This is a genomic window from Xanthomonas chitinilytica (assembly GCF_026107455.2).
GTDB lineage: Bacteria > Pseudomonadota > Gammaproteobacteria > Xanthomonadales > Xanthomonadaceae > Stenotrophomonas > Stenotrophomonas chitinilytica.
The window spans coordinates 67,966-94,453 of sequence record NZ_JAPCHY010000009.1; the positions used below are offsets into that span (position 1 = coordinate 67,966).

A 26,488-nucleotide genomic window follows, 5' to 3' on the forward strand; every position below is an offset into this window, starting at 1 on the left:
CGCGGCAGGCGCGCCCGGGAGTGCGAGCGGAACGGGAGCAGGGCCGGCCATCAGAACGTGTACCCGAGGCGCACGCCCACCGTGCGCGGCCGCACCACGCCGTAGCGGCCGTCGAGGAAGGCCTCCGGATGGACGTAGTTGACCGAGCGGTCGTCGAACAGGTTCTCCACGTACAGGCCGACGGTGGCGTTGCCGAAGGCCGCGGCCAGGTTCGCGTTCACCACGGTGTAGGCATCGGTGAAGTCGTAGGTCGGGCTGACCACGCCGGGCTGGCCCGGCACGTTCGGGAACGCGTTGGGATGGGACCCCACGTGCACCACCGCCAATGACGCGTTGCCCTCCGCGTTGCGCGGCAGGTCGAAGCTGTAGTTGACCGTCGCCGAGCCGCTGAACTTCGGGCCGGACAGCCGCGCATCCTTCACCGCGCCGGACATCGCCGCCTCGGCCGGCGTGAGCCGGTCCACCCGGGCCTGGTTGAAGGCGCCGTTCAGCGCGATCGTCCAGCCCAGCGCCGGCATCGCCATCAGCTCGAACTCGAGGCCGCGGCTGTAGGCGCCGCCGATGTTGGTGACGAACTGCACCTGGTCGGAAACGCGGTTGGCCTGGACCTGGATGTCGCTCCAGTCGATGTAGTAGAGCGCGAGGTTGGCCGCCATGCGCCCGTTCAACCAGCGCCCCTTCATGCCCAGCTCGTAGTTGGTCAGCTTGTCCGAATCGGCGCCGTAGGGAATGACCAGGTCGTCCGGGTCGAGCGTGCTGACCGAACCGGCGCGGGCATTGACCACCGGCGCGCGGAAGCCGGTGGCGACCGCCGCATAGGTGGTGATCGACGGCACCGGCCGCCACGAAGCGCTGAGCCGGTAGGACGGGCCGGTCTCCCTGGCCTTGGCGCCGGTCGCCGCCTCGACCGGGGTGATCGTCACCGGCAGGCCGCAGACGTTGAAGAAGCTGCAGTAGTAGGCCAGGGTCAGGTAATCGCTGTTGTAGCCCCCCTCGCGGGTGAAGCCCTGGGCCTGGATGCTGCCGTAGCGCAGCCCGAGGGTCGCCCAGAAATCCTCCGTGAAGCGGTAGGTCAACTGGCCGAACAGCGCCTGCTCGCGGGTCACGTCATAGGTGTGGTAGCGCAGGTAGTACTCGTCGGGCAGGCCGGTGATGCCGCTCTGCGCGAGGTAGTCCTGGTTGGAGCGGTAGCCGAAGTACACGTCGCGGTCGCGCTTGTAGTGGAAGCCGCCCAGCACCCAGTCCAGCGGGCCGTTGCTGTCGGACACCAGCCGCACCTCCTGCACGAAGGTCCGGTTCTCGCCCGGCCCGTCCAGCGCGAAGGCGAAGGCCTGGTCGTAGGTGCCGGCGAGATCGACGTTGAACAGCGACTCGTAGTCGGACCACGTCGAGGAACTGGTCAGCTTCGCCCCGTCGAACTGGTAGCCCAGGGTGAGGTTGTAGTTGGTCATCGTGCCGGAGAACCTGTCCGGCCGGTCCGAGCGGCGCGTGTCCTCGCCGAGGTCGGGATTGACCAGCGACGAATCCTCCGGCGTGCTCTCCTCGCGCGAGACGCGCACCTGTGCCGACAGCCGGTCGGTCGGCTCCCACAGCAGCGTGGCGCGGCCGCCCCAGCTCTTCAGCGCGTTGGCGTTCCTGACCCCGGTGCCGATGTTGTCGATGTAGCCCTCCTCGTTGCGCGAGAAGCCGACCACGCGCAGCGCCATCGTGTCCTCGACCAGCGGGATATTGAGCATGGCGTTGTAGCGCTGGCGCAGCGAACCGGAACCGGTCACGCCCAGGTCGGCCTGGACCGAGCCTTCGAACAGGTTGGGGTCCGGCGCATGGGTCAGGATGCGCAGCGCCCCGGCCAGCGAACCGGAACCGAACAGCGTGCCCTGCGGCCCGCGCAGGAACTCCACCCGCTCCACGTCGTAGAGGCTGGGATCGAGGATGGTCGAGTTGCCGTTGGCCGAGATCGGCAGCTCGTCGACGTAGATCGCCACCGTGCTCTGCAGGCCGGCGCCATAGCCATTGGTGGCGATGCCGCGGGCGGTGAAGTTGTTGAAGTTGGCGCTGGCGCGGTTGAGCACCACGCCCGGCGTTTCGTAGGCCAGGCCCTCGTAGCCGACGATGCCCTTGGCGTCGAGTTCTTCCTGCGACATCACCGATACGCTCAGCGGCACGTCCTTCAACGGCTCGCTGCGGCGTGTGGCGGTGACGATGATCGTATCCAGTTCCTGGGCCCTGGCAGTTTCCTGCACCTGCCCCTCCCGCGCCTGGTTCTCGAGCACCTCGGCCGTGGCTTGCGCCAGGACCGACATGGGTACGGCAAACAGCGCGGCCATCGATGCGGCCGCGATCATACGACTTCCCATAACAGACCCCCTCCCAGAAGTACTGACTCAGCAAGACGTTTCGGGGGCCGATACTGCGCTGTAGCGGAAGTCGTGTCAATACTCACTCACTTGCGTGTGAATGTTTTTCGAAAAGCCCGGCCCAAGACGGTTCCGGCCCGCAGATGGCGGGCGGTCCACAGGCACCGCCGCGCCGGCCGCGGCATGGGCCCCGTCGTGGCGCACCTGCACGGCAACCCGACCTCCGCACCACCTCGCCGCACCCAAGGAGATCGCCGCGGCACGCGCACGCGGCGAACACGCCAGCGGGACTGCATGACCGAAGAAGCGCTGTTGAAGGTACGGCCGGAAAGTGCGTTGCAGGCAAGCGCTTCCCCCCGGAGACAAGCAGTCACCGGGATAGCCCTGCTGTTGCTGTTGCTGTTGCTGTTGCTGTTGCTGTTGCTGTTGCTGTTGCTGCTGTTGCTGCTTTACCGGGTTCCCTTCCGCAGTGGCGGAGCGCGAAGCGCGGAGCCGCGAGGACAGGGCGTGCTTGAGCAGCCATTCGCCTGTTGAAAAGCGCCTCTTTGGCTACCTTTCTCTGCACGAACAAAGAAAGTAACTCGCGCCCCTTGGGGCGCGAAAGCTTTTGCTTTTGCTCCCGCCCCATTACGACAGGAGCACACTCCAGGACCTGTCGGAAAAGCTCGCGACTGACGTCGCTCCTGCAGCAGAGCGACGTCAGTCGCGATGGATGGCCGTATGCCCCCCAACTGCGGCCCTGGAGCCTGGTCGGACCGATCACGTGCCTTCCTTTCCCCGCTTGGACGAAGAACCAGGAAAAAGACCGGCTGACGCCGGTCTTTTCCATCGCCCAGGACACGATCGGCGATCAGAACTTCACCGTGAACTCCACCCCGTAGGTACGCGGCTCGTTGAGAAACCCGGTGAGGTTGTTGAAGTCGATCGCACCGACCACGCGGGTCTGGTTGGTCAGGTTGCGCCCGTACGCCGCCACGTCGTACTGCCCGTAGCCCCAGTTGTAGCCCACGCGCAGCCCCCCCTCCAGCGACGAACGGCTGCGGAACTCCGGCGATTCGTACAGGAAGAAGTTGACCGGGCTGCGGTAGGCCCAGTCGGTGTAGACGTAGATCTCGCTGGCATCGCCCACCGGGAAGCCGGCGCGCAGGGTCAGGTTGTGGATCCACTTCGGCGCCTGCGGCAGCGGGTTGCCGTTGACCAGCGCATAGGTGCCGCCGTCGATGACCGTGGTCGGGTCGGTGATGGTGCAGCCGCCGCCGCAGATCGCCACCGCCAGGCCGGGGTCCTTGATCTCGGTGTCGTTGTAGCTGCTGCCCAGGGTCAGCAGTACGTTGTCGGCCAGGTAGGCTTCCAGGTCCAGCTCGAAGCCCTGGCCGATGGTCTTGTCGGCGTTGAGCAGGGTGGCGGTGTTGCTGGCGCCGCCCACGGCGATCAGCTGCTGGCCGTCGACGTCGTAGCGGAACACGTTGAAGCCCAGGCGCGCGCGGCGGTCGAACAGGTCGGCCTTGATGCCGGCCTCGTAGGAGATCACCTTCTCCGAATCGGCCTGCGAGACGCCGCCGAAGGCCAGCCGGCCCTGGATCGACGGTGCGCGGAAGCCCTTGGCCACGCGTGCGTAGGCATTGAGGTTGTCGGTGAGCTGGTAGACGCCGCTCAGGTCCCAGCTGACGTCGTCGACGTCGGTTTCGGCCAGGTACGGCCCGCTGACCGGGGTACCGAACGGCACCGCCTGCAGCACGCTGGCGGTGAAGTCCTTCTTGTCCTGGGTGTAGCGCAGGCCGCCGCGCAGCTTGAAGCGCTCGGTCACGTCGAAATCGCCGGAGGCGAACACCGCCCAGGCCTTGTTGCGCTGCTGCTGCACGGCATGGCCGGTCTGCGGATTGCCCGGGGTCAGCGAGTCGTAGTTGAAACTGTCGATGGTGACGTCTTCGTCGAAGTAGAACACGCCGGCCTGCCAGTCGAAGCGGCCCCATTCGTTGGATTCGACGCGGAACTCCTGGGTCCACTGGCGGTGGTGCGGCAGGCCGTCGGCCGATTCGGCGGCGAACGGGATGAAGCCCGGGCCGGACACCGGCAGGAAGCTGGCACCGTAGCCGCCGTCGATGTCGCCGCGGTTGAGCGACTCGGCGGTCTCGTAGCCGGTCACCGAGTGCAGGGTCACGCTGCCCAGGTTCCACTGCAGGCGCGCGCTGCCGCCCCAGGTTTCCAGTTCGGAGAAGTTGACGCCGTCCACCGCCACTTCGTCGCGGTCGAAATCCTCGACCAGCTTGTTGCTGCCGGGCTGGATGATGTTGGCGCGGAACAGCCGCGCGGTGCCGTTGAGCTTGCGCTTGTGCAGGTTGAACAGCGCCTCGAAGTCCTCGCCCTCGTACAGGAACTGCACGCGCGCGGCGGCCTCGTCGTAGCCCTCGAAGCCGTCGCTGGGGCCATCGGCGTAGGTGTTGGTCACCCAGTCGTCGCGGCGCTGGTACAGCGCCGACACGCGCGCCGACCACTTGTCGGTCAGCGGGCCGCCGTAGGCGCCCTGCACGTTCCAGGTGTCGTAGCTGCCGTAGGCGACCTTGAGGTAGCCGTCGGCGTCCTGCGACGGGCGCGCCGAGGCGAACTTGACCACGCCGGCCGGGGTGTTGCGGCCGAACAGCGTGCCCTGCGGGCCGCGCAGCACTTCCACGCCGGCCAGGTCGAACAGCGGGAAGCCCTTCAGCAGCGGGCTTTCCTGCACCACGTCGTCGTACACCAGCGACACCGGCTGCGAGGCGTTGAGGTCGAAGTCGGTGTTGCCCAGGCCGCGGATGTAGAAGCGCGGGAAGGCGCGGCCGTAGGACGATTCGATGTTCAGGCTGGGCACGCGCGCGGACAGGAAGCGGATGTCGTCGCCGGCCGAACCGAGCACGTCGAGCTTCTCGCCCTGGATGGCCGAGATCGAGACCGGCACGTCCTTGGCGTTCTCGACGCGGCGCTGTGCGGTCACCTGCAGGGTATCGAGGGCGACCGGGTCGCGGGTGGCGGGAGCGTCCTGGGCGGCGGCGGTCAGCGGCAGCAGGGCGGCGAGGGCGACGACGAGCGGATGCGCGGCCGGGAAGCGGCCGCGGGCAGTGCGGTTCGGGGACATGGCGTTGGGCTTTGTTGGGAAGGGGGACCGGCGACTACCAGAAAATTGTTGCAGTACACCATCGCCAGGGCAAATCAGCCCGGTTCATCGCACACGGCGGCTGGCAGGGGCGTGAAGTCCGCGGTCGATACTAGACTTGGGCACCCCATCCAGCCGGTACGCCCACATGACCCAGTGGTATTTCCATATTCCCGGCCAGGCCGACCGCACCGGCCCGCTCGACGACGCTGCCGCCCGGCGCCATGCGCAGGCGCATCCGCGCGCCCTGGCCTGGCGCGAGGGCATGAGCGGCTGGAAGCCGCTGGCCGAGGTGCCGGAGCTGGCGGCCGGCGCCGGTCCGGCGGTGCCGGCGCCGCCACCGCTTCCCGGCGGTGGCAAGCAGCGCGCGGACGACATCGATTTCCGCATCGTCGGCCACGAGATGCAGTTCGTCGAGATCGAACTGGACCCGGGCGAGAGCGCCATCGCCGAGGCCGGCGCGCTGATGTTCAAGGATGCGGCGGTGCAGATGGACACCGTGTTCGGCGACGGCTCGCACAGCGGTGCCGGCGGCGGCTTCATGGACAAGCTGATGAGCGCCGGCAAGCGCGTGCTCACCGGCGAGAGCCTGTTCGCCACGCTCTACACCCATACCGGCCACGGCAAGGCCCGGGTCGCCTTCGCCGCGCCCTATCCCGGCACGGTGATCCCGATGAAGCTGGACGAGCACGGCGGCCGCCTGATCTGCCAGAAGGACAGCTTCCTGGCCGGCGCGCGCGGGGTGCGGATCGGCGTGCACTTCCAGCGCAAGGTGATGACCGGCCTGTTCGGCGGCGAGGGCTTCATCATGCAGAAGCTGGAAGGCGACGGCTGGGTGTTCGTGCATGCCGGCGGTTGCGTGGTCGAACGCGAGCTGGCCGCCGGCGAGCGCCTGGACGTGGACACCGGCTGCGTGGTCGCCTACCACGCCGGCGTGGACATGGACGTGCGCCGCGTGGCCGGCATCAAGAGCATGTTGTTCGGCGGCGAGGGCGTGTTCCTGGCCACCCTCACCGGGCCGGGCAAGGTCTGGCTGCAGTCGCTGCCGTTTTCGCGGCTGGCCGGACGCATGTTCGCCGCGGCGCCGCAGGGCGGCGGCCAGAGTCGCGGCGAAGGTTCGGTACTGGGCGGCCTGGGCCGCATCCTGGACGGCGACAACCGCTTCTGAGCACGGCCGGCGGCGGACCCGGCGCGGCGCATCGGCGCCCGCCGGGTCGCGCTCAGCGCAGCAGGGCGCGCGCGTCGCGCACGTTCCAGCGACCGTTGAGCGACAGCACCACGGCGACGTCGCCGCAGAGCAGGACCTCGGCGCGGTTGCTCGCGGCTACCGCGCGGTCCGCGCCGGGCAGCATCAGCACCTCCACCTCACCGATGAAGTCGTGGCGGTCGTGGTGCCGGCGACGGACCCGCACCCGGTAGGCGCCCTGCAACTGCCGCACCAACGGCGCGCGGCCGGCCTCGCGCACCGCCGCCGCCAGGTCCACCACGTTGCCGCGCGGCATCCGCCAGCCGATCCGCTCCGGCTGCCCGAACCATTCCAGCGCCGCCCGCTCGTGACCATGCAGCGGGCGCAGCGGCGGTTGCCGCGCCAGCGCCCGGGCCGCCTGCCGCCGCCGGATCGCCACCTGCAGCATGTCCGTGGCCACGGCAAGGGCGCCGAGGAACGGCACCAGCAGCACCAGGCCGAACCAGGCCGAGGTGTGCGGCACGGCGAACAGCAACAGCAGGAAGGCGAAAAACAGGACGATGGGCCAGGTGTCGCGCCGGGATCCGCGCACGCGGTCTCCTTCCATGAAAACGATGATGGCAACGGCGGCTGCGCCGGGCATGGCGGGCCGCCGTCGTTGGTCCGCGATTGTGCCAGCAGCGGGTATGCTTGCGCCCTTTCCCGAACCGACCCTCGTCGATGAAACCGCTGCGTCCGCGCCTGCTGCTGCCCCTTGCCCTGCTCGGCCTGCTGGCCGCCTGCGGCGGCGACAACACCCGCCCGCAAGCGCCCGTGGCCGGCCAGCCGGTGGCGCCGCAGGCTAGGCCAGTGAAGATCGGCATCGCCCTGGGCGGCGGCGCGGCCAAGGGCTTCGCCCATATCGGCGTGATCAAGATGCTGGAGGCCAACGGCTTCGAACCGGTGGTGGTGTCCGGCACCAGCGCCGGCAGCGTGGTCGGTGCGCTGTACGCCAGCGGCATGGACGCCTTCGAGATGCAGCAGAAGGCGGTGGCGCTGGACCAGGCCAGCATCCGCGACGTGCGCCTGTTCTCCGGCGGGCTGGTGCAGGGCCAGAAGCTGCAGGACTACGTCAACGCCCAGGTCGGCAACAAGCCGGCGGAGAAGCTGCACAAGCCGTTCGCGGCGGTGGCCACCCAGCTGGAGACCGGCGATCGCGCGGTGTTCGTGCGCGGCAACGTCGGCCAGGCGGTACGCGCCTCCAGCAGCATCCCCGGCGTGTTCGAGCCGGTGCCGATCGGCAAGGCGCACTACGTGGACGGCGGCGTGGTCAGCCCGGTGCCGGTGGACGCCGCGCGCCAGCTTGGCGCCGATTTCGTCATCGCCGTGGACATCTCCAGCAAGGCCACCGGCACCACCCCGACCGGCATGCTCGGCATCGTCAACCAGTCCATCGCGATCATGGGCCAGCGCCTGGGCGAGCAGGAGCTGGCGCGCGCCGACGTCATCATCCGCCCGCAGGTACTGGACATCGGCGCGACCGACTTCGAGCAGCGCGGCCGCGCCATCCTCGAAGGCGAGAAGGCGGCGATGGCGGCGATGCCGCAGATCCGCGCCAGGATCGCCGAGCTGCAGCAGCAGTGGCTGGCCCAGGCGCAGCAGAAGGAACGCGAAAAGGCCGCACAGGACGCCGCCCGGGCGCAGGCCGAGTGCCTGGCCCAACAGGGCTCGGTAAGCAAGCTGCTGCGTCGCGACAGCTGCGCCGCGACCGGCAGCCGCTGAAAGTCCGCCCGCAGTCCGCGGGCCCCGCCCCGGCATCGTGTAACCCCGTTCTGGCGGGACAGCCGCAGTCCAGCGAGCCGAGCTGCCCATCTTCTGTTTAACGAAAAATTGACAAACCTGACGGAAACGCGCACCGTGCCGTCCGCCCGTCCGGGCGACATTTTTTACGGATGAATAAATGAAGAAGATCCTGATTCTCGCCGGCACCCTCGCCCTGGCTTCGTTCTCCACCTCCGCCCTGGCCGGGCAGGGCTTCGTGCGCGCCGAACTCGGCATCAGCGACACCAAGGTCAGCTACGGCGGCTACCGCGACAGCGAGGACGACGTCTCCGGCGTTGTCGGCGGCGGCTACTGGTTCACCCCCAACTTCGCCGTCGAAGGCCACATCGGCTCGCTCTACAACAAGTACCTGGGCCACGACCAGGAGCTGGACCTGGTGACCATGGGCCTGGGCGTTGCGGCGAAGAAGCACTTCGGCGCCAACGACACCGGCTTCTTCGTCGGTGGCCGCGTCGGCATCGCGCGCCTGACCGCGCAGGTGCGCGAGGACACCTTCGACGTGATCGACGACGAAAGCTCGACCAAGGCGTACTACGGCGTGAACGTCGGCTACGACTTCAACCGCCGCTGGGGCATGAGCCTCAACTACGACCGCCGCCAGGGCTCGTTCAACGGCGTGGACGTCGACGTGGACACGTTCAGCGTCGGCGGCGAATGGCGCTTCTGATCCGCGCCACGCGATGAACCGGAAACGGCCGCCCTGCGCGGCCGTTTTCCTTTGCGGCATTCCCCTGCCGCGGCGGCGGCCAATCGCTCCGCGGCGACCGCGGACACCGGCGCCGCCCCGATGCCCGCCGTCCACGGGAGGAAGAGGACGGCGACGGCATCCGATCGCTTCCTCCGGCAATCGTCCCCAGCGAAGGCCCGCTCAGGCGTGCATCGCCGGTCCGCTGCGGGCCTGGACGTCCTGCTGGACGTTCTGCTCGCGCTGCGCCTGCAGTCCCCGTTCCTGCGCATGCTCCTGGTCCAGCGCCGCCAGCCGCTGGAAGGACTGCTCCGGCGGCGTGCCGACGGCCTGGTCGGTGGACATGTGCGCACGCTGGTGCGCCGGGTTTTCCCGATCCCCCTGCACCACGAACACGTACTGCCCCGGACTGGCTTCGGTCCCGTGCCCGCTCAGCACCACCTGGTCGACCCGCTCCAGCCCCTTGGACGCGGCGAGCGCGGTGAGGCTGGCCGCCATGCAGGCGCTGCGCTCGTCCCATTGCCGGCCCATGCTGGCGTCCAGCGCCTGCACACCGGCCACGCACTGCTGGTGCAGGGCGTGGCGCGGGTGGTCGGGATGAGTGGGGTCACTGGAATGCGCCACCTGGGGCGACGGGTTTTCCTCACCCCGCTCCGGTGCCGCATCCGACAACAGCCAGGGGCTGGCCATGATCGGCCGCTGGCGATTGGGATCGTCTGGATGGAACTGCTCCCGCAACTGCTGCCTTTCCTGGCGCAGCTCACGGGTGTCGTTCAAGGACTCGATCAACGCCGGATCGGACACCGGCAACGGAACCGGTATGCGCGATTCGATGGGAGCCGGCCCGAGCCACCTACCGGATTGGGCGTGGAAGGTATAGGTCTTCCCATCATGCTCGATGCGGTCGGGGTCCGTATTGGGCGTAGGGAAAAGGCCCGCGCTCTTCCGCGCAAGCCCCATCGCCACGAAGTAGTTGCTCGCACTCAGTTCGGCATCGTTGTATTGGCGGGATAGCGCATCGGTGGTCTGCGCGCCCCGCTTTACGCCCAGCGCCGCGTTGTCGAGCATCATCGACCAGACCTTTTCCGCCTCGGCTTCGCCGCCGTGGCGGCGGGCGGCTTCCAGCAACTGGCGTGGAGTCCAGGCGTCGGGGTTGATCTCGCGCCGCCTGAAGGTAGGGTCGTGGGATGCCTGTACATCCTTGACCGGCAGGTTCAACGCAAGATCAGGACGGCCAGCGTCAACCTGCTGTTGCCTTAATGCAAAGTCATTCCGCATCAGCTCCACACCGAACGCCTGCCAGTCGCGCTCGCTCATCCTCACGCCGTCGTCGCGCGCCTGGCTGTCGGCGAAGATGTTCGCGGTGGCGCCAGGAGCGTTGTCGTTGCGCACGACTCCCAAGGCCAATAGGCCGTAGCCGTCGTTGCCTTCCTTCTGCGCAAGGTAGTTGAATTAAAGCTCGCGATTACCCTTCGCAGAGTAAAACTTCAACATTTCCATCTCTTGTGCCGTCAAACCTGCCATAGCAATCGCGCCTCCTGCTTATAGGTTTCCATTCTTGAGATGAGCAGCCAGCAGATCATGTGCATGCTGCTCAATACGCTGCCACTCTTCCAGAGCCACCCGGATGTAGTTGATCTTCACCCGGATGCTCTGCTCCGGAAGGATGAAAAAATGATCGCATTCGGGAAGCTCATGGATTTTATTCTTGATTATCTTTCCATCACGGTAATCGATTCCCGATTCAGTCACTTCACGTGAAGTGCACTTGATGATCCGCTCGACTTCCCCATTCCCGTCCCGCGTGACGAACCAGTCGGTATGCCAACGCGCCTGCATAACTGGGGTTGTATCCGCGAAATCCCGTGATCTGTAGTAGTCCCGTATACGTGGCAAATCCGCGTAATAAGGAATCAGTCCATAGACCGGCTCACCCTCGATTCTTCCCTCCATTGACTCGGCAGGATCATCCCGCTCGAAGTCCATCGGCGTATAGGCATTACGCAACGCCTGTCGCACGTCGATACGATCAATGAAGTCATAGTCGATGGCAACCGTGCGCGTCGCCACGTCGGCCGTCAGCCCGATCCGCTCGCCGGGCTTGAACGGCTCCAGCGACGGGTACTCCAGTGCCAGCGAGAAGCTGCCGTCGTGCTCGGTGCCGATCTGGTTGTAGAAGTAGTTCTGCGGGATCTCCAGCAGGTACGGGCCGATGCAGGCCTGCTTGAGCGGGGCCGGGTCCTGGAACGGGTCCTGCGGACCGACGCTGCGCAACCGCGTGCATCCCTGTTCGTTGGTCCGGGTGGTCTCCACCTCCGGCGCTTTTGCGCAGGCGGCCAGCGGCAACAGCAGGACAAGCGCTGCGCCTTGCCCTCCGGGTAGCCTCATCTGCATCCTCCAATGACGCGTGTGGGCCGGAACTTTAGACGATGCACGCGGCGAAGGAGAGGAAGCACGTCGCATCCGCCAGAATCCGTGCGTCGGCTCAGCCAGCGGTGAAGCCGTCCGTGCCGCCCTTCGTCATTTCATGTGCCCCCGCGGAGACGGCGGCCCCGCGCCGGACCAGCGCGCAGGCCCTTTCATGCCTGCGCGGCGGTGGCGACGGCACGGGGAACCGACGGCATGCGCGGCATGCCCTGTCCAACGGCAGCCATGGCGATGACCGGCGACATCGAAACCGGGCGACGCCATCGCCGGCGACGCAGCCGGTTCCGGCTAGCACGTGCGGCAGTGAAGGCGGCCGCGCTCAGTAGGCGTACTGCAGCTGCAGCCAGAGCTTGTCGGTGTCCTTGGTATGGGTGCCGTCGCTGCTGCGGTAGCTGGCCAGCTTGACCAGGCCGGTCAACCCGTTCACGGCGGGGATGGCGCGACCATAGGAGAGGTCGAACTCGCGCCCGTAGCGATAGCCTCCACGGTCGCTGCGGAAGTCGTGATACCACGCCTGCCATTCGCCGCCGCCCAGCGGCATTGCCAATCCCGCATAAGCATCGCGCAGGCCATCGGCCGGCGTGGTCAGGAACTGGTCGGCCCAGCCCTGGAACGCGTGCTTGGTCGCCAGCGGTGTCTGGAAGGCATGGTTGCCGGTGCCGCCCTTGCCCGCGCCCAGCGTCTCGAAGCCGGCCTTCCACTTCACCCCGGCATGGGTGTAGCTGGCTTCCACCAGCCAGTAGCGGCTGTCCAGCGACCACGGGTTGCCGCTGCCATCGACCTGCCGCGCATGTTCCAGCGCATAGCCGAAGGCAGCTGCCACACCCTGCAGGCGCAGGCCGGTGGTGCGGCTGGACAGCGTGCCCAGCGGCGCGCCGGCAGCCACCGCGATGTTGTCCAGCCCCAGCCGGTAGTGGTAGCCGCTGGCCGTCAGCGCCGGTGACTGCGCGAACTGCACCTGCAACAGGTGGCTGTGACCGTGGATGCCGGCCGGCGCGGTGATGCTGGCCGGGGTGGTGTCGTCGGGACCGAACACCGTGTTGATGTCGTCGATGTAGGCATAGGCCAGCTTCCAGCGCGCGGCCGGCATCCATTCGGCCATCGCCCCGTCGTAGGTCTGTTCGTTCTGGCGCCAGCCCACGCCGCCGACGAAGCGCTGGTTGCCGAGGTTGATGCGCTGGCGGCCGAGCTGCAGGCTGCCGTGTCCGCCGTCGTAGCGCAGCAGCGCCTGGTTGATCCCGACGCCGTCGGGATCGGCCACCAGCGGGTAGCGGCCGCGGCCGTTGCGGGTGTCGTTGAAGCGTTCGCCGCCGATGTGGACCACGCCATCGACTTCGCCCAGCGCCGACCAGCCATGCCAGCGCGCGCTTCGATAACCCAGGCGCGCGCGCAGGGTATGCGCGTCGGCATCGCGCGCGAAGCCGTCCTGGTCCACGTGCTCGTAGCGGTAGCGCAGGTCCAGCAGCGGCGTGCCGCGCTCTGCAGCGGTGGCCAGCAGCGGAAGGGCGGCCAGCAGCAGCGGCCATGCACGATGGAGGGAGGAAGGAATCGACATGCGGGTTTCTCGGTGCGGGGCTGCCGGCCATCGTCCGCACCTGCCGCACGCACCACCATGACCCCGGTCAAGACCGCGCGATCAAGGCGGCCCCGCTGCCGCGCCGGTCAGCCGCGTTCGAGCTGCGACAGCGGCAGCGCGCGAAACTCCTTCACCGTGCGCAGCACGAAGCTGGAGTTGACGTCGGCCACGCCGGCGGCGTTGAGCAGCTTGTCCAGCAGGAACGCGGAGAAGTGGTCCAGGTCGCGCACGTAGATGTGCAGCAGGTAGTCCATGTCGCCGGTCAGGGCGTGGCAGGCCACCACCTCGTCCCAGTCCTGCACGTTCTCGGCGAAATGGCCGATGGCGGCCTGGTCGTGCTTCTCCAGCTGCACCCGCACGAACGCCTGCAGGCCCAGGCCGATCCGGCGCGGTTCCAGCCGCGCGCCGTAACCGGCGATCACGCCCTCGGCCTCCAGCCGCTGCACCCGCCGCAGGCAGGCCGAGGCGGACAGGTTCACCCGCGCGGCCAGTTCGGCGTTGGTGGCGCGGCCATGGCGCTGGATTTCCGCCAGCAGGCGCAGATCCGTGCGGTCGAAAGCCGTGGACTCGAGCATTTGTTGCTCCGCAACATCAGGTAGGCGCAACTATCTTGCGCGTTCGGGGCGAAAGCGCGCAACTTCGCAATCCTGTTGCGCGCGCACTTTCCTACCATCAGTTGCTTCCCTTCACCCGGAGCTGCCGCCATGGAAGCCACCCCGCGCCGCGTCGAACACCAGCAGACCGACAAGGGCTACGTGCCGGTCTACACCACTGCCGTGGTCGAACAGCCCTGGGACAGCTACAGCGGCGACGACCATGCCACCTGGAGCACGCTGTACCAGCGCCAGCGCGAGTTGCTGGTGGGCCGCGCCTGCGACGAGTTCCTGCACGCGCAGGACGAGATGGGCATGAGCGAGCACATGATCCCGCGCTTCGACCAGCTCAACGAGGTGCTGGGCGCGGCCACCGGCTGGACCCTGGTGGGGGTGGAAGGCCTGCTGCCGGAACTGGACTTCTTCGACCACCTGGCCAACCGCCGCTTCCCGGTCACCTGGTGGATCCGCCGCCCCGAGCAGATCGACTACATCGCCGAGCCGGACCTGTTCCACGACCTGTTCGGGCACGTGCCGCTGCTGATGAACCCGGTGTTCGCCGACTACATGGCCGCCTACGGCCGCGGCGGGGTCAAGGCCCACGCCATCGGCCCGGACGCGCTGCAGAACCTGACCCGGCTGTACTGGTACACGGTGGAGTTCGGGCTGATCGATACGCCGGCCGGCCTGCGCATCTACGGCGCCGGCATCGTCTCGTCCAAGGGCGAGTCGCTGTACTCGCTGGAATCGGCCGCGCCCAACCGCATCGGCTTCGACCTGCAACGGATCATGCGCACCCGCTACCGCATCGACACCTTCCAGAAGACCTATTTCGTCATCGACAGCTTCGAGCAGCTGATGCGGGCGACCTCGCCGGACTTCACCCCGATCTACGCCGAACTGGCGCAGCAGCCGCACTTGCCGGCCGGCGGGGTGCAGGACGGCGACCGCGTGTTCCAGCACGGCAGCGGCGAGGGCTGGGCCACCGACGGCGACGTGTAGCCGGGGGCACCTGCCGGCGGCGCACAACGGAAGGCCGCCGGAAGGCGGCTTTCCCGCTTCCCGGCCAGGGGGCGCCCACCCGCCGGCTGCCATGCCCGCGCACCACCTGCGGCAACCCGCCGGAGCATCGCCGGCACTCTCCCGGGAACGGCGGCGGCACGCGACCGGGCGGCATTCAGCTTCGCGTCCCTGCTCCGGCCGCTTGCCGGCGACCGGGCCGGGCCTTCCATTCGCGTGTAAACTGGCCAATTTTTAACCACAAGAATGGCGAAAGCTCCCCCACGGGCGTCTGTTCCGGGCCCGGCATTCATTCGCCTGCTCGCCCGCCTCACCGACGCCGACATCCCGGCTTCCCGCCACCCGCTGTCGGACCGGTTGAGCCAATGGATCGACTGGAACCGCGCCATCGCCCTGTCCAGGGCGCTCGACGGCAGGTTGCCGGTGGCCGAAGCCGGCGCCGATGCACCCGGCTTCGACAGCGCCGAGGAGGACGAGTGCGCACGCGCGCGCGCCGCGCTGGCCGATGCCATCGCCGCCGGCCCGCAACCTTCCGGCCCGGGACAACGCGGAGGTACGCACCTGCCCGCTGGCGAGGGCGCCGCGGAGCCCACCATCGATTCCACCGGTTTCCGCCAGCACTACCTGTCGATGCAGCGGGCGATGCTGACCGCCACCGGCCGCCTGCGGGGCCGCCTGCGCGACCTGCTCGCGCGGGAATCGGCGGACATGGCCCGGCTTGCGGAATTGGATGCGGTCATGGAGATGACGCTCAGTCCCCGCGAACAGCGGCTGCTGGCCGCCGTGCCCGGCCTGCTGGAAGCGCATTTCGACCGCCTCCGCGAAGCCGCGCAGGGTGCCCCGGCCGATGCGCCGGTGGCCGAGCCGTCTCCCGCCTGGCTGGAGACGTTCCGCCGGGACATGCGCAGCGTGCTGCTGGCCGAACTGGATTTTCGTTTTCAACCGATCGAAGGCCTGCTCGCAGCGCTTCGTACCCGATAACTGGACCGTCATGCTCAGAAACATCCTCAATCCCGTCGTGTTCCTCGCAGGCCTGCTCGCCGTGTGCTGGATCGGCGTGGGCTACCTCGGTTCGAACCCGCTGGGCCTCGCCGTCACCCTGGTGATCGGCCTCTGCTACGCCACCGGCGCACTGGAGCTGCATCGCTACCGGCAGGCCACCGCCACGCTGGTGCACGCGCTTGCCGACACCGCCGCGGCGCAGAACAACCTGGGCGACTGGCTCGATCGCCTGCACCCGGGCCTGCGCAGCCCGGTGCGCCTGCGCATCGAGGGCGAACGCACGGCGCTGCCGGCACCCGCGCTGACGCCCTATCTCGTCGGCCTGCTGGTGCTGCTGGGCATGCTCGGCACGCTGCTGGGCATGATGGCCACCCTCAGCGGCACCGGCCTGGCGCTGGAAAGCGCGACCGACCTGGAGGCGATCCGCGGCTCGCTCGGCGCACCGGTCAAGGGCCTGGCGTTCGCGTTCGGCACCTCGATCGCCGGCGTGGCCAGCTCGGCGATGCTCGGCCTGCTCTCCGCCCTGTGCCGGCGCGAACGGCTGCAGGCCGTGCAGCGGCTCGATGCGCAGATCGCGACCAGCCTGCGTTCGCATTCGCACGCCTACCAGCGCGAGCAGACCTTCCTGCTCATGCAGCAGCAGACGTCGTTGATGCCGACCCTGGTCGAGCGGCTGCAGGCGATGACGGCCACCCTCGAACAGCAGCAGCAGGTCGCCGGTGAGCAGTTGCAGGCCGGCCAGCAGGAATTCCACGCCCGCGCCGATGCCGCCCAGGCGCGGCTGGCCGCGTCGCTGGAGCAGTCGCTGAAGGCCGGCGTGGTCGAAAGCGCGCAGGCCGTCGCCTCGGCGTTGCAGCCGCTGGTGGAAACCACACTGGCCGGTCTCGCCCGCGAAGCCGCATCGGTGCACGCCAGCGTCGACCGGGCCGTGCAGCAGCAGCTGCACGCGCTGGATGCCGGCTTCCAGAACAGCACCACCGCGGCGGCCGCCAGCTGGAACGCGGCCGTGGCCGAACAGCAGCGTTCCAACGGCGAACTCGCGCAGGACCTGCGCCGCTCGCTGGAGCAGTTCGCCGACACCTTCGAGCAGCGCTCCAGCGGCCTGCTGGAGGCCGTCTCCACGCGGCTCGATGCGAGTGCCGAGCACACCGCGGACGCATGGGACGGCGCGCTGTCCCGCCAGGAAGCGCTCAACGCGCAGCTCGCCGCCCGCAACGAACAGGCGCTCGCCGCCGCGGCCGCCGCCTTCGAGGACCGCGCCACCTCGCTGGTGGGCGTGATGCAGCAGGCGCACACCGGGCTGCAGGCGGCGCTGGAAGCGGGCGACCGGCAACGTCTGGCGCAGTGGAGCGACGCCTTCGCCGCGACGACGACCGCGCTGGCCGCGAACTGGGAACGCAGCGGCGAACAGGTCGCGCAGCGGCAGCAGGACATCTGCGACACCCTCGCGCGCACCGCCGGCGAAATGTCGGCGCAGATACAGGCGCAGGCGCGCGACACCATCGCCGGGATGTCCGACACCGCACAGGCACTTTCGGCCGCGGCCGGGAGCTTCGAGGAACGCACCGCCACGCTGCTCGACACGATGCAGCAGTCCCATGGCGAACTGCAGGCGGCGCTGGAAGCGCGCGACCAGCAGCGTCTGGCGCAGTGGAGCGACGCCTTCGCCGCGACGACGGCCGCGCTGGCCGCGAACTGGGAACGCAGCGGCGAACAGGTCGCGCAGCGGCAGCAGGACATCTGCGACACCCTCGCGCGCACCGCGCAGGAGATCACCGCGCAGGCGCAGGCGCATGCCGGCGAAACCATCGCCGAGATCTCCCGGCTGGTGCAGGTGGCGTCGGAAGCACCGAAGGCCGCCGCCGAAGTCGTCGCCGAGCTGCGCCAGAAGCTCTCCGAGAGCATGGTCCGCGACACCGCGATGCTGGAGGAACGCAGCCGCCTGCTGGCCACGCTGGAAACCCTGCTCGACGCGGTGAACCATGCCTCCACCGAACAGCGGACCGCGGTCGATGCGCTGGTCGGCACCTCGGCCGATCTCCTGGAGCGCGTCGGCACCCGCTTCACCGACCACGTCGAAGCCGAAACCGGCAAGCTGGGCTCGGTGGCGGCGCAGGTCGCCAGCGGCGCGATCGAGGTGGCGAGCCTGGGCGAAGCCTTCGCCGCGGCGGTGCAGCTGTTCGGGCAATCGACCGATGCCTTGAACGAGCGCCTGCTGGCCATCGAATCCGCGCTGGAGAAGTCGCTGACCCGCAGCGACGAACAGCTGGCCTACTACGTGGCGCAGGCGCGTGAGGTCGTCGACCTGAGCCTGCTGTCGCAGAAGCAGATCATCGGCGAACTGCAGCAGCTCGCCGGTCGGGAAGCCTCGGTCGGGGCCGAAACGGCATGAGCGACGAGATCGAGTTCGAAGCCGAATCGGCGGCGCCGATCTGGGCTGCCTTCGGCGACCTGATGGCGGTGCTGCTGGGCACGTTCGTATTGATCCTGGTCGGCGTGATCGGCGTGCAGCTGGCGCTGTCCAGCCGACTGGACGAGGAGGTCAGGCAACGCGAGGCCGACGCACGGAAGCTCAAGACGCTGGAGCAGGCGCTGGCTGCACCGCTGGCCGCCGGGCGCGTGACCATCATCAACGGCCGCATCGGCATCAGCGGCAGCGTGTTGTTCGCGCTCAACTCCGACCAGTTGCAGCCGGAAGGCCGCGAACTGCTGCAAAGCATCGCAGGGCCGCTGCGCGAATACCTGGCCGCGCGCGAGGAGATCCTGATGGTCAGCGGCTTCACCGACAACCAGCCGATACGCGCGACCAATGGCCGTTTCGCCGACAACTGGGAGCTTTCGGCCGCGCGCGCGCTTACCGTGACGCGCACGTTGATCGCCGATGGGGTACCGGCAGCAGCGGTGTTCGCGGCGGCGTTCGGTGCCGAACAGCCGGTGAGCTCGAATGCCGACGAAGCCGGCCGGGCCAGGAACCGTCGCGTGGAGATCGCACCGATCCCGCGTCCGAAGCACGATGACAAGGCCGATGCCCAGTAAGCCGGCCGATCTGCAGGCGCAGCTGGATGCATGGCGCGCCCAGGGCGCCGACCGCATCGATCCGCTGCGCTTCGGGCTGATCGCCGCGTTGGCCCGGCATACCGGAAACCACCAGGGCCAGGTGCGCCAACGACTGGATGCGCGGCTGGCGGAACTGGTCGATGCCTTCACCAACGTGCTCGCGGAACGGTCTGGCACGGTGGCGGCCCGCTCCAGCAGCGACAGTCCGTTGAAGCAGCTGCTGGACCAGCTGCGCACGACGCCACGCGTTACCGGACCGCTCCAGGCGCAGTCCATCGATGCCGGGAACGGCGGCATCGCCCCCGGCGCCCCGGCCCCGGCGATGCCGGAACTGGATGAGTTCCAGCAACTGTGGAGCCGCATCCGCATCGACAGCCTGCTGCGCCAATGCCTGGATTCGCTGCCCGACGACGCCGGCCCCCTCCATTCCAGCGTGCTCGCCTACCGCGCCATGGCACTGATGCAGGCGCTTTCTCCCGCCTACCTGCAGCACTTCATCGCGTACGTCGATGGGCTGGCGTGGCTGGAGCAATTGGGCGGCACTCCTCCTGCGAACGGAGCCGATGCCGGACGGGGCGCGGGTGGGCGCAGGAGCAGCGGCCGCAGGAAGAAATAGCGGCCCGTTGCGGAAGGATCGCCGGCCCGACCGGATCGCGCCACGTTTCCCCTCGCCTGCGGGTCCGGCCGACGCTCACTCGGCGGCTTCCCGGGCACGACCATCGACGCATCCCCTGCTGGCGACGATGCGGTCGCCGGCTTCCGTCGTCGCGCTATCGACTGCCACCGCAGCGGCACCCGACAGCGGGCCGTCGTGGCGGCGACCGCCATCGAAGCCATGCGCGCTTGATTCCAGCGGCCACGGACGTGACGCCGGAAACGCGTGCGTTGCCAGGGTACGCCCTCGTCCTGTCCGGCTTCCTTACCCATGCACGCCTGCAGACATCCGGCAGCCAGACGATGTTCACCGGCCGGGATACGCCAGCATCACCACCAGGTCCTCGTCGCCGGTCTGCTGCAGGGCGTGGCTGCTGCCGGCGCGGGTGAGCAGGGCGTGGCCGGGGCCGACCGGGTACTGCTGGCCATCGAGCACGTACAGGCCGGTGCCGCTGACGATGTAGTAGATCTCGTCCTTGTGCTGCGGGTGCAGGCCGATGCCCGCGCCCTTGTGCAGTACGCGCTTGCGCATGACGAACGGCAGGTCGCCGACATCGGCGAAGAACGAGTAGGCGGTGGTGGGGCCGGCGCCGCCGTGCGGGCCGGGCTGTTCGCGGGCGATATCCTGCTCGCGGATCACCTGCGAACCGTGCGGGTTGGGGCTTTCGGCCGCGGGAACGCGCGGCGGCGGCGGGCCTGCCGGGGCATTCGTCGTTGCGGCCAGCGGCACGTCGATCGCGCCGCAGTCGATGTCGCGCTTCAGCGCGGCGCCCATTTCCGGCTGCAGTTGCACCCAGCCGCGCATCACCTGGCAGGCCACGGCGGTGGCACCGGCCAGGCTGAAGTGGGTGCCGTCGGCCTTGCCCTGCCCGGGCACGAACATGAAGTACGGCTGCGCGCCCTGCTCGCCCAGTGCGCGGATCCACGCCATCGAGCTGGCGTTGAGGTCGATCAGCGGCACCTGCTGTTCGGCGGCCACGCGCTTGACCGCCTGCGTGTACAACCCGTGCGTGTCGAGCAGCGCGCCGAAGTCGTACAGCAGCCGCGCCACCGGGGTGACCAGCACCGGCGTGGCGCCTTTCCCGCGCGCCAATGCGATGTAGCGCGAGAGGAACCGCGGATAGTCGCGGTCCGGGTCGGTGTAGCGGGTGGGGTCTTCGAACTTGGCGTCGTTGTGGCCGAACTGGATCAGCAGCACGTCGCCGGCCCGCAGTTCCGCGGCGATCGCCTCCAGCCGTCCTTCGTCGATGAAGCTGCGTGCGCTGCGTCCGCCGACGGCGTGGTTGCGCACCTGCCACTGCGCCGGGTCCAGCCAGCTCTGCAGCGCCTGGCCCCAACCGGCCTGCGGCGCGCGGTCCGGGCCATAGCTGGCCGCAGTGGAATCGGCGGCGATGAAGACCCGGTGCGCGGGTTCGGCAGCCACCGCGGTCGCGGTGGTCGCGCACAGGCTCAGCAGGCAAAGGGCGGGGCGTTTCATGGCGGGTTGCTCTTCGGCGGGAGCGATCGGATGGAACGGGCTTGCAAACGACAAGGGCGCCAGCGGGCGCCCTTGTCTGCCCGTGGGGGCACTGCAGCGGTGCAGGCGGGCTTACTTGCCCAGCACACCCTTCACATAGGCGACGATTTCGGCGTCCTGCGCGTGGTCGAAGAACGCCTTCTGGAAGCGCTCGCCGCCGACCGCCTGCTTGACCAGTTCCGGGTCGATCGACTTCAGGCCGGCGACGAAATCCTTCGACGCGCCCTGCTTGACCTGGGCCAGGATGCCGGCGTTGGTCATCTGCGATTCGCGGCGCTCGGCCGGATAGCCCTGGCCGCGCTCGCCGGCGAAGGCCTTCTCGAAGATGTAGCGGATGTTGATCTCCGCACCCCAGCCATAGCCCTTGGCGAACGGCAGCGACAGCGCGTTGCCGTTGTTGACCTGGGCGAACAGGAAGGCGTCGGTCGGCTCGATGCAGTAGCCGCAGTACACGCCCGGCCACGCATTGAGCGACATCAGCGCGCCCTGCCCGGTGCCGCAACCGGCGACGACGAAGTCGACCGCCCTGGCGTTCAGCAGCAGCGCGGCGCAGATGCCCAGGTGGATGTAGGTCAGGCGATGGTCGTTGTCGCCGTCCATGCCGACGTTGAACACTTCGTGGCCCTGGGCGGCGGCGACGTCGTTGAGCTGCTGCAGGACCACCGGGTTCTTCGCGGCCTGGCTGAACTCCTGCATCAATGCGATTTTCATTGCGACACTCTCTTGCGTGGATTGGAAACGTTGCGGCGGATGGAGATGGGACCTGCCCGCTCCCGCCTGCGCGGGGGCGGGCTCTTCCCCCTCGGGCGGGAGAAGAACGCGTCGGGATTCAGCGCGCCAGCCAGCCGCCGTCGACCGGGATGATGGCGCCGTTGACGTAGTCCGAGGCGCTGGAGGCCAGGAACACGGCGGCGCCGCCCAGGTCTTCCGGCTTGCCCCAGCGGCCGGCCGGGATGCGGTCGAGGATGGCCTTGCTGCGGTCCTCGTCGGCGCGCAGCTGGGCGGTGTTGTCGGTGGCCATGTAGCCCGGGGCGATGGCGTTGATGGTCACGCCCTTGCCGGCCCACTCGTTGGCCAGCAGCCGGGTGATGCCGGCGATGCCGCTCTTGGACGCGGTGTAGGACGGCACCCGGATCCCGCCCTGGAACGACAGCATCGAGGCGATGTTGATGATCTTGCCGCTGCCCTGGGCGATGAAGTGCTTGCCGGCGGCCTGGCTCATGAAGAACGCGGACTTGATGTTGACGTTCATCACGTCGTCCCAGTCCTTCTCGCTGAATTCCACCGCATCGGCGCGGCGGATCAGGCCGGCGTTGTTGACCAGGATGTCGAGGCCGCCGAGGCCTTCGACGGTTTCCCGCACCACGCGCTCGACCGGCTCGATGCTGATCAGGTTGGCCTCGATGTTGAGGAAGCGGCGGCCCAGCGCGCGCACCTTCGCGGCGGTCTCGTCGGCCGGCACGATGCCGGCGCCGGCGATGTCGGCGCCGGCCGCGGCCAACGCCAGCGCGATGCCCTGGCCCAGGCCGGTGTTGGCGCCGGTGACCAGTGCGACCTTGCCTTCGAGACTGAATGGATTCGTCATGATGTTCCTCTCCCTAGCGGTGGTTCGGGTGCTTGAAGATGCCGGCGCGCCGCGCCGGTGCGGTCACTTGAGCTGGCAGATGTCCAGCACGTGCATGTCGGTGTAGTCCAGGTTCTCGCCGCCCATCGCCCAGATGAAGGCGTAGTTGCTGGTGCCGGCGCCCATGTGGATCGACCACGGCGGCGAGACCACCGCCTCGTCGTTCTGCATCACGATGTGGCGCTGCGCCTCCGGCTGACCCATGAAGTGGTAGACGCGGTCGTTCTGGCCCAGGTCGAAGTAGAAATAGACTTCGCTGCGACGGTCGTGCAGGTGCGGCGGCATGGTGTTCCAGACGCTGCCCGGCTTGAGCACCGTCAGCCCCAGCAGCAGCTGCGAGGACGGGCAGGTGGCCGGCACGATGTACTGGTAGATGGTGCGCTCGTTGCTGGTTTCCAGCGCGCCGCGCTCCAGCGCCACGGCGTCCTTGATCGACAGCTGCCGGGTCTCGAAACGCGCATGCGCCGGCGTCGAGACCAGGTAGAACCGCGCCGGGGTGGCGGCATCGTCCGAGGCGAACACCACCTCCTCGCTGCCCATCGCCACGTACAAGCCGTCCTTCGGGCCGAGCGCGTAGGCGGTGCCGTCCACGGTCACCGTGCCGGCGCCGGCACCGACGTTGATCACGCCCAGCTCGCGCCGCTCCAGGAACGGATGGCCGGCGGCCGAGGCCGGCTCGGTCTGCCGGGGCAGCGCCACCGGGCCGTCGACCGGCGCCGCGCCCCCGATCACGAAGCGTTCGTAGTGGGTGTAGTTCAGGCGGATCCGGCCGGCGGCAAACAGCTGGTCGACCAGGTACAGATCGCGCAGCTCATCGTTGCTGGCGCCGTGCACCACGCCGGGATGGGTTGCGTAGTAGGTCTTCTGGTACATGGTGACCTCCAGGAGCCGCAAGGCGGCCAGCGGGACTGGGGGCATTCTAGCCAATTATGGAAACCGGTGTCATTTTGCGCTGCAAGGTGGGCGGAGACGGCACATTGGCCGCTCCTGCGCGCCCTTGCAGGAGCGACGCCAGTCGCGACCGGGCATTACCGGGAAAGCCCCGTCGCGACTGGCGTCGCTCCTGCGGGATCCCGGCGGCGACCCACGGTTCCCGCCTCAATCCTCGGGCGGCTGGCAGGAATCGCGCACGATCAGGTGCGGGCGCACGCTGGCCATCGGCAGCGCGCTCTGGCCTTCGGGCTGGATCAGCATGGCCGCCGCTGTTCTCCCGGTGTCACGGGTATGGCGCCGCACCGAGGTCAGCGACGGCCACAGCCGCGAGGCCAGCGGGCTGTCGTCGTAGCCGACGATGGACAGCTGGCGCGGGATGTTGATGCCGGCGCGCATGGCCACCTTGTAGACGCCGGCGGCCATCTCGTCGTTGCCGGTGAAGATGGCCGTGGGGCGTTGCTTGCCCAGCAGCAGCTTCTCGGCCGCGGCCACGCCGGACTCGAAGGTATAGCCGGCCTCGATGATGCGCGCCGGGGGCAGTTCGATGCCGCGCTGCTGCAGCGCCTCGATGAAACCGGCGGTGCGTTCGTGCGCCGAGCGGTAGGCCGACGGGCCGGTGATCAGCGCGATGTCGCGGTGACCCAGCGACAGCAGGTAGTCGGCGGCCTCGGCGGCGCCGTCGCGGTCGTGGGTGATCACCATCTGCGAGGTGTCGTCCAGCGGCAGCGAGGCGATGCGGGTGAAGCGGCAGCCGATCTCCTCCAGCATGTCGGCCAGCGCCTGGTCTTCGGAGGCGCGCGGCACCAGGATCACCCCGTGCAGCTTCTGCTGCTGCACGAAGCGGCGCACGCCCTCGATGTAGCCGGGGCTGCGGGTATCGCACGGGTGTACCACCAGCTCGAAGCTGGAGCCGCGCAGCGCGTCGAGCGCGCCGTACTGCATGTCGACGATGTACTGCGCGGTGGGGTTGTCGTAGACCATGCCGATCAGGAACGAGCGCCGGAACGCCAGTCCGCGCGCCAGCGGGTCCGGCGCATAGCCGACCTCGCGCATCAGCGCCTCGACCTTCTCGCGCGTGTCCTTACGCACCAGCGGCGAGTTGTTGATGATGCGCGAGACCGTCTTCTTGGAAACGCCCGACAGCCGCGCGATGTCGTTGATCGTTGCGGCCTTGCCCCGGGTCTTGGGGGCGGTCTCGGCGTCGGTCTTGTTGCGCAGGGACATGATTCTCCAACCGTCTAGTGCAGGGTCGTATCGGGCCGCGCGCTCAATCCAGCACGCGGTAGCGGAAGTGGCGGAAGTGGACCTTGCCGGAGCCGGCCGCATACAGCGCCGGCCTCAGCGCCAGGAATTGTCCCGCGACATTGTGATGGTAGCCGGAGACTTCCATCTGCACCGGATACTTTTTCCAGGTCTTGCCGTCCTTGGAGGAATGGAAGGTGACGATATGGCGGTCGTTGCTCACCCGCAGCCACAGCCTGCCCCCGGTCCGGCTGGGTTGCAGCCGGGCGGGCCGCTCCTCGCCGTAGCGGTGCATGATGAACTCCTCGCCGTTGCTGCCCACGCCGACATACAGCCGGCTGCTGTAGAACAGCAGCGCCCCGCCCACCGCCCCGGGCTCGATCTCCAGCTCCACCTCGTACTGGTAGCCAGTATCGCCGGCGATGGCGGTCAATGGCGAACTGTCGCGCGGGGTCTGGCCCTTGCCCTGCAGGCTCATCACGCCCTTGCCGAAGGCCAGGCGCCGTTCTTCGTCCTCGCCCGGGTCGAAGAACGACCACTGCGGACCCAGCTTGCCGGCGGTGAACTCGTCCGACAGCGCCATCCCATGCTGCACCGCAGTACCGGCCGGCTTGGCCAGCGCCTGGCCCAGGTCGCCGCCCCTGGCCAGGAACCAGCCATCGGCGGTCCACTCGATCGGCTCCAGCAGCATCTGCCGGCCCAGCGTCCAGTAGCCGTTCTCGTAGCCGTGGTAGACCATCCAGTCGCGGCCGTCGGTACCTTCGACGAGGGTGGCGTGGCCGCGCGACCACCACGGCTCGCTGGCCGATCGCGTGCGCACGATCGGGTTGTGCGGCGAGTTCTCCCACGGCCCATGGATCGAGCGCGAGCGCGCGCTGATGACCATGTGCCCGGTCGGCGGGCCGGCGGTGCCGCCCACCGCGGTGGTCATGTAGTACCAGCCGTCGCGGAAGCTGATCTTCGGTCCTTCCTGGGCGTAGGCTTCCACGTCCCAGCTCTCCGGATAGCGCCAGCCGTCGTAGACGTGCCGGGGTTCGCCGACCACGCTCAGGCCGTCATCGGACAACTGCACGTAGTCGCCGGCCGACAGGAACAGGTAGCGCTTGCCATCCTCGCCCACCGCGTGGCCCGGGTCGATGTACCTGCCCAGGCCCAGCTCCACCGGTTCGCTCCAGGGGCCGCGGATGTCGTCGGCCCAGACCACGAAGTTGCTGCGGCTGAAACCCTCGGTGCCGCCGCGGCGGGCAGGGAAATAGATGTAGTAGCGGCCTTCGTGCTTGACGATGTCCGGCGCCCAGATCGAGCCGACGTTGCGGGTGACGGCGTGGCCGAGCGGCTGCCAGTTGACCAGGTCGCGCGAATGCCAGATCGGCAGGCCCGGATAGGCATCGAACGAGGACAGCGTGAGGTAGTAGTCGTCGCCGTCCTTGAGCACCGACGGATCGGGACGGTCGCCGGCCAGCACCGGGTTGAGGAAGGTGCCATCGCCGAGATCGGCCTGGCGCTGGTTCTCGATGCCGCGCTTCCACGCCGGCCGCGCCGCCGGTTCGGCCGCGGCGGCAGCCGCCGGCAGCCAGGACGCGGCCAGCGCCGCCAGCAGCAACCACAGGTTCCATTTCCGCATCGCGTTTCCTCCGGGTGGTTCTTTGGCTTTGGCTTCTGTAG

The 26,488-nt window shown here is 68.7% G+C and carries 22 protein-coding genes; 9 read left to right on the forward strand and 13 right to left on the reverse strand.

Going from position 1 to position 26,488, the window contains the following annotated elements:
* Nucleotides 1–50: 50 nt before the first annotated feature.
* The gene (locus OK345_RS11265) at nt 51–2,345 is read right to left on the reverse strand and encodes a TonB-dependent receptor (RefSeq protein WP_265128074.1); all 2,295 of its coding nucleotides are present in this window, start codon (nt 2,343–2,345) and stop codon (nt 51–53) included.
* A 306-nt stretch (nt 2,346–2,651) separates the two neighbouring features.
* Here OK345_RS11265 and OK345_RS11270 point away from each other — a divergent pair, with 306 nt between their 5' ends.
* A complete protein-coding gene (locus tag OK345_RS11270) occupies nt 2,652–2,891 on the forward strand; it encodes a hypothetical protein (RefSeq protein WP_265128075.1) in 240 nt (79 codons plus the stop codon).
* Nucleotides 2,892–3,207: 316 nt separating this feature from the next.
* On the opposite strand, the gene OK345_RS11275 is transcribed toward OK345_RS11270, so the two are convergent.
* Entirely contained in the window at nt 3,208–5,469 is a 2,262-nt protein-coding gene (locus OK345_RS11275; RefSeq protein WP_265128076.1) for a TonB-dependent receptor, read from the reverse strand.
* 166 nt (nt 5,470–5,635) lie between these two features.
* On the opposite strand from OK345_RS11275, the gene OK345_RS11280 reads away from it, so the two are divergent.
* Nucleotides 5,636–6,655, forward strand: coding sequence for a TIGR00266 family protein (locus OK345_RS11280; RefSeq protein WP_265128077.1), 1,020 nt, complete (start codon nt 5,636–5,638; stop codon nt 6,653–6,655).
* Nucleotides 6,656–6,707: 52 nt separating this feature from the next.
* Here OK345_RS11280 and OK345_RS11285 read toward each other — a convergent pair whose 3' ends face one another.
* Complete coding sequence (locus OK345_RS11285; RefSeq protein WP_265128078.1) at nt 6,708–7,265, reverse strand: hypothetical protein; 558 nt, start codon at nt 7,263–7,265, stop codon at nt 6,708–6,710.
* Between the two features lie 128 nt (nt 7,266–7,393).
* On the opposite strand from OK345_RS11285, the gene OK345_RS11290 reads away from it, so the two are divergent.
* Nucleotides 7,394–8,434, forward strand: a complete 1,041-nt coding sequence (locus OK345_RS11290; RefSeq protein ID WP_265128079.1) for a patatin-like phospholipase family protein — start codon at nt 7,394–7,396, stop codon at nt 8,432–8,434.
* A gap of 178 nt (nt 8,435–8,612) precedes the next feature.
* Complete coding sequence (locus OK345_RS11295; RefSeq protein ID WP_265128080.1) at nt 8,613–9,161, forward strand: porin family protein; 549 nt, start codon at nt 8,613–8,615, stop codon at nt 9,159–9,161.
* A gap of 201 nt (nt 9,162–9,362) precedes the next feature.
* Here OK345_RS11295 and OK345_RS11300 read toward each other — a convergent pair whose 3' ends face one another.
* From OK345_RS11300 to OK345_RS11315, 4 genes are all read right to left on the reverse strand, one after another.
* Nucleotides 9,363–10,571 carry an XVIPCD domain-containing protein gene (locus OK345_RS11300; RefSeq protein WP_265128081.1) on the reverse strand — a complete coding sequence of 403 codons (1,209 nt, stop codon included), beginning with the start codon at nt 10,569–10,571 and terminating at the stop codon, nt 9,363–9,365.
* Nucleotides 10,572–10,721: 150 nt separating this feature from the next.
* Nucleotides 10,722–11,567 carry a hypothetical protein gene (locus OK345_RS11305; protein ID WP_265128082.1) on the reverse strand — a complete coding sequence of 282 codons (846 nt, stop codon included), beginning with the start codon at nt 11,565–11,567 and terminating at the stop codon, nt 10,722–10,724.
* A 358-nt stretch (nt 11,568–11,925) separates the two neighbouring features.
* On the reverse strand, nt 11,926–13,161 hold the full coding sequence (locus OK345_RS11310) for an alginate export family protein (protein ID WP_265128083.1): 1,236 nt from the start codon (nt 13,159–13,161) through the stop codon (nt 11,926–11,928).
* A 107-nt stretch (nt 13,162–13,268) separates the two neighbouring features.
* Nucleotides 13,269–13,757, reverse strand: coding sequence for an Lrp/AsnC family transcriptional regulator (locus OK345_RS11315; RefSeq protein WP_265128084.1), 489 nt, complete (start codon nt 13,755–13,757; stop codon nt 13,269–13,271).
* Nucleotides 13,758–13,886: 129 nt separating this feature from the next.
* Between OK345_RS11315 and phhA the strand changes: the two genes are divergently transcribed.
* The 5 genes from phhA (at nt 13,887) to OK345_RS11340 (ending at nt 19,470) form a co-directional block, all read left to right on the forward strand.
* On the forward strand, nt 13,887–14,777 hold the full coding sequence (phhA, locus tag OK345_RS11320) for a phenylalanine 4-monooxygenase (RefSeq protein WP_265128085.1): 891 nt from the start codon (nt 13,887–13,889) through the stop codon (nt 14,775–14,777).
* Between the two features lie 264 nt (nt 14,778–15,041).
* Nucleotides 15,042–15,776, forward strand: a complete 735-nt coding sequence (locus OK345_RS11325; RefSeq protein WP_265128086.1) for a DUF3348 domain-containing protein — start codon at nt 15,042–15,044, stop codon at nt 15,774–15,776.
* Between the two features lie 10 nt (nt 15,777–15,786).
* Nucleotides 15,787–18,189 (forward strand): DUF802 domain-containing protein, encoded by a 2,403-nt coding sequence (locus OK345_RS11330; protein WP_265128087.1) that lies wholly within the window; start codon nt 15,787–15,789, stop codon nt 18,187–18,189.
* Nucleotides 18,186–18,833: an OmpA family protein gene (locus OK345_RS11335; RefSeq protein WP_265128088.1), complete on the forward strand. Its 648-nt coding sequence runs from the start codon at nt 18,186–18,188 to the stop codon at nt 18,831–18,833. Before OK345_RS11330 ends, OK345_RS11335 begins: the two co-directional genes overlap by 4 nt.
* On the forward strand, nt 18,823–19,470 hold the full coding sequence (locus OK345_RS11340; RefSeq protein ID WP_265128089.1) for a DUF2894 domain-containing protein: 648 nt from the start codon (nt 18,823–18,825) through the stop codon (nt 19,468–19,470). Before OK345_RS11335 ends, OK345_RS11340 begins: the two co-directional genes overlap by 11 nt.
* A 345-nt stretch (nt 19,471–19,815) precedes the next feature.
* On the opposite strand, the gene OK345_RS11345 is transcribed toward OK345_RS11340, so the two are convergent.
* The 6 genes from OK345_RS11345 to OK345_RS11370 all read right to left on the reverse strand — a co-directional run bounded on the left by OK345_RS11345 (nt 19,816) and on the right by OK345_RS11370 (nt 26,447).
* Nucleotides 19,816–20,985 (reverse strand): GDSL-type esterase/lipase family protein, encoded by a 1,170-nt coding sequence (locus OK345_RS11345; RefSeq protein ID WP_265128090.1) that lies wholly within the window; start codon nt 20,983–20,985, stop codon nt 19,816–19,818.
* A gap of 111 nt (nt 20,986–21,096) precedes the next feature.
* The gene (locus tag OK345_RS11350) at nt 21,097–21,735 is read right to left on the reverse strand and encodes an RpiB/LacA/LacB family sugar-phosphate isomerase (RefSeq protein ID WP_265128091.1); all 639 of its coding nucleotides are present in this window, start codon (nt 21,733–21,735) and stop codon (nt 21,097–21,099) included.
* 118 nt (nt 21,736–21,853) lie between these two features.
* Nucleotides 21,854–22,609 (reverse strand): 2-dehydro-3-deoxy-D-gluconate 5-dehydrogenase KduD, encoded by a 756-nt coding sequence (gene kduD / locus OK345_RS11355; protein WP_265128092.1) that lies wholly within the window; start codon nt 22,607–22,609, stop codon nt 21,854–21,856.
* A gap of 63 nt (nt 22,610–22,672) precedes the next feature.
* A complete protein-coding gene (kduI, locus tag OK345_RS11360; RefSeq protein ID WP_265128190.1) occupies nt 22,673–23,521 on the reverse strand; it encodes a 5-dehydro-4-deoxy-D-glucuronate isomerase in 849 nt (282 codons plus the stop codon).
* Nucleotides 23,522–23,746: 225 nt separating this feature from the next.
* On the reverse strand, nt 23,747–24,805 hold the full coding sequence (locus OK345_RS11365; protein ID WP_265128093.1) for a LacI family DNA-binding transcriptional regulator: 1,059 nt from the start codon (nt 24,803–24,805) through the stop codon (nt 23,747–23,749).
* Between the two features lie 43 nt (nt 24,806–24,848).
* Nucleotides 24,849–26,447 carry a family 43 glycosylhydrolase gene (locus OK345_RS11370; RefSeq protein ID WP_265128094.1) on the reverse strand — a complete coding sequence of 533 codons (1,599 nt, stop codon included), beginning with the start codon at nt 26,445–26,447 and terminating at the stop codon, nt 24,849–24,851.
* Nucleotides 26,448–26,488: the final 41 nt, after the last annotated feature.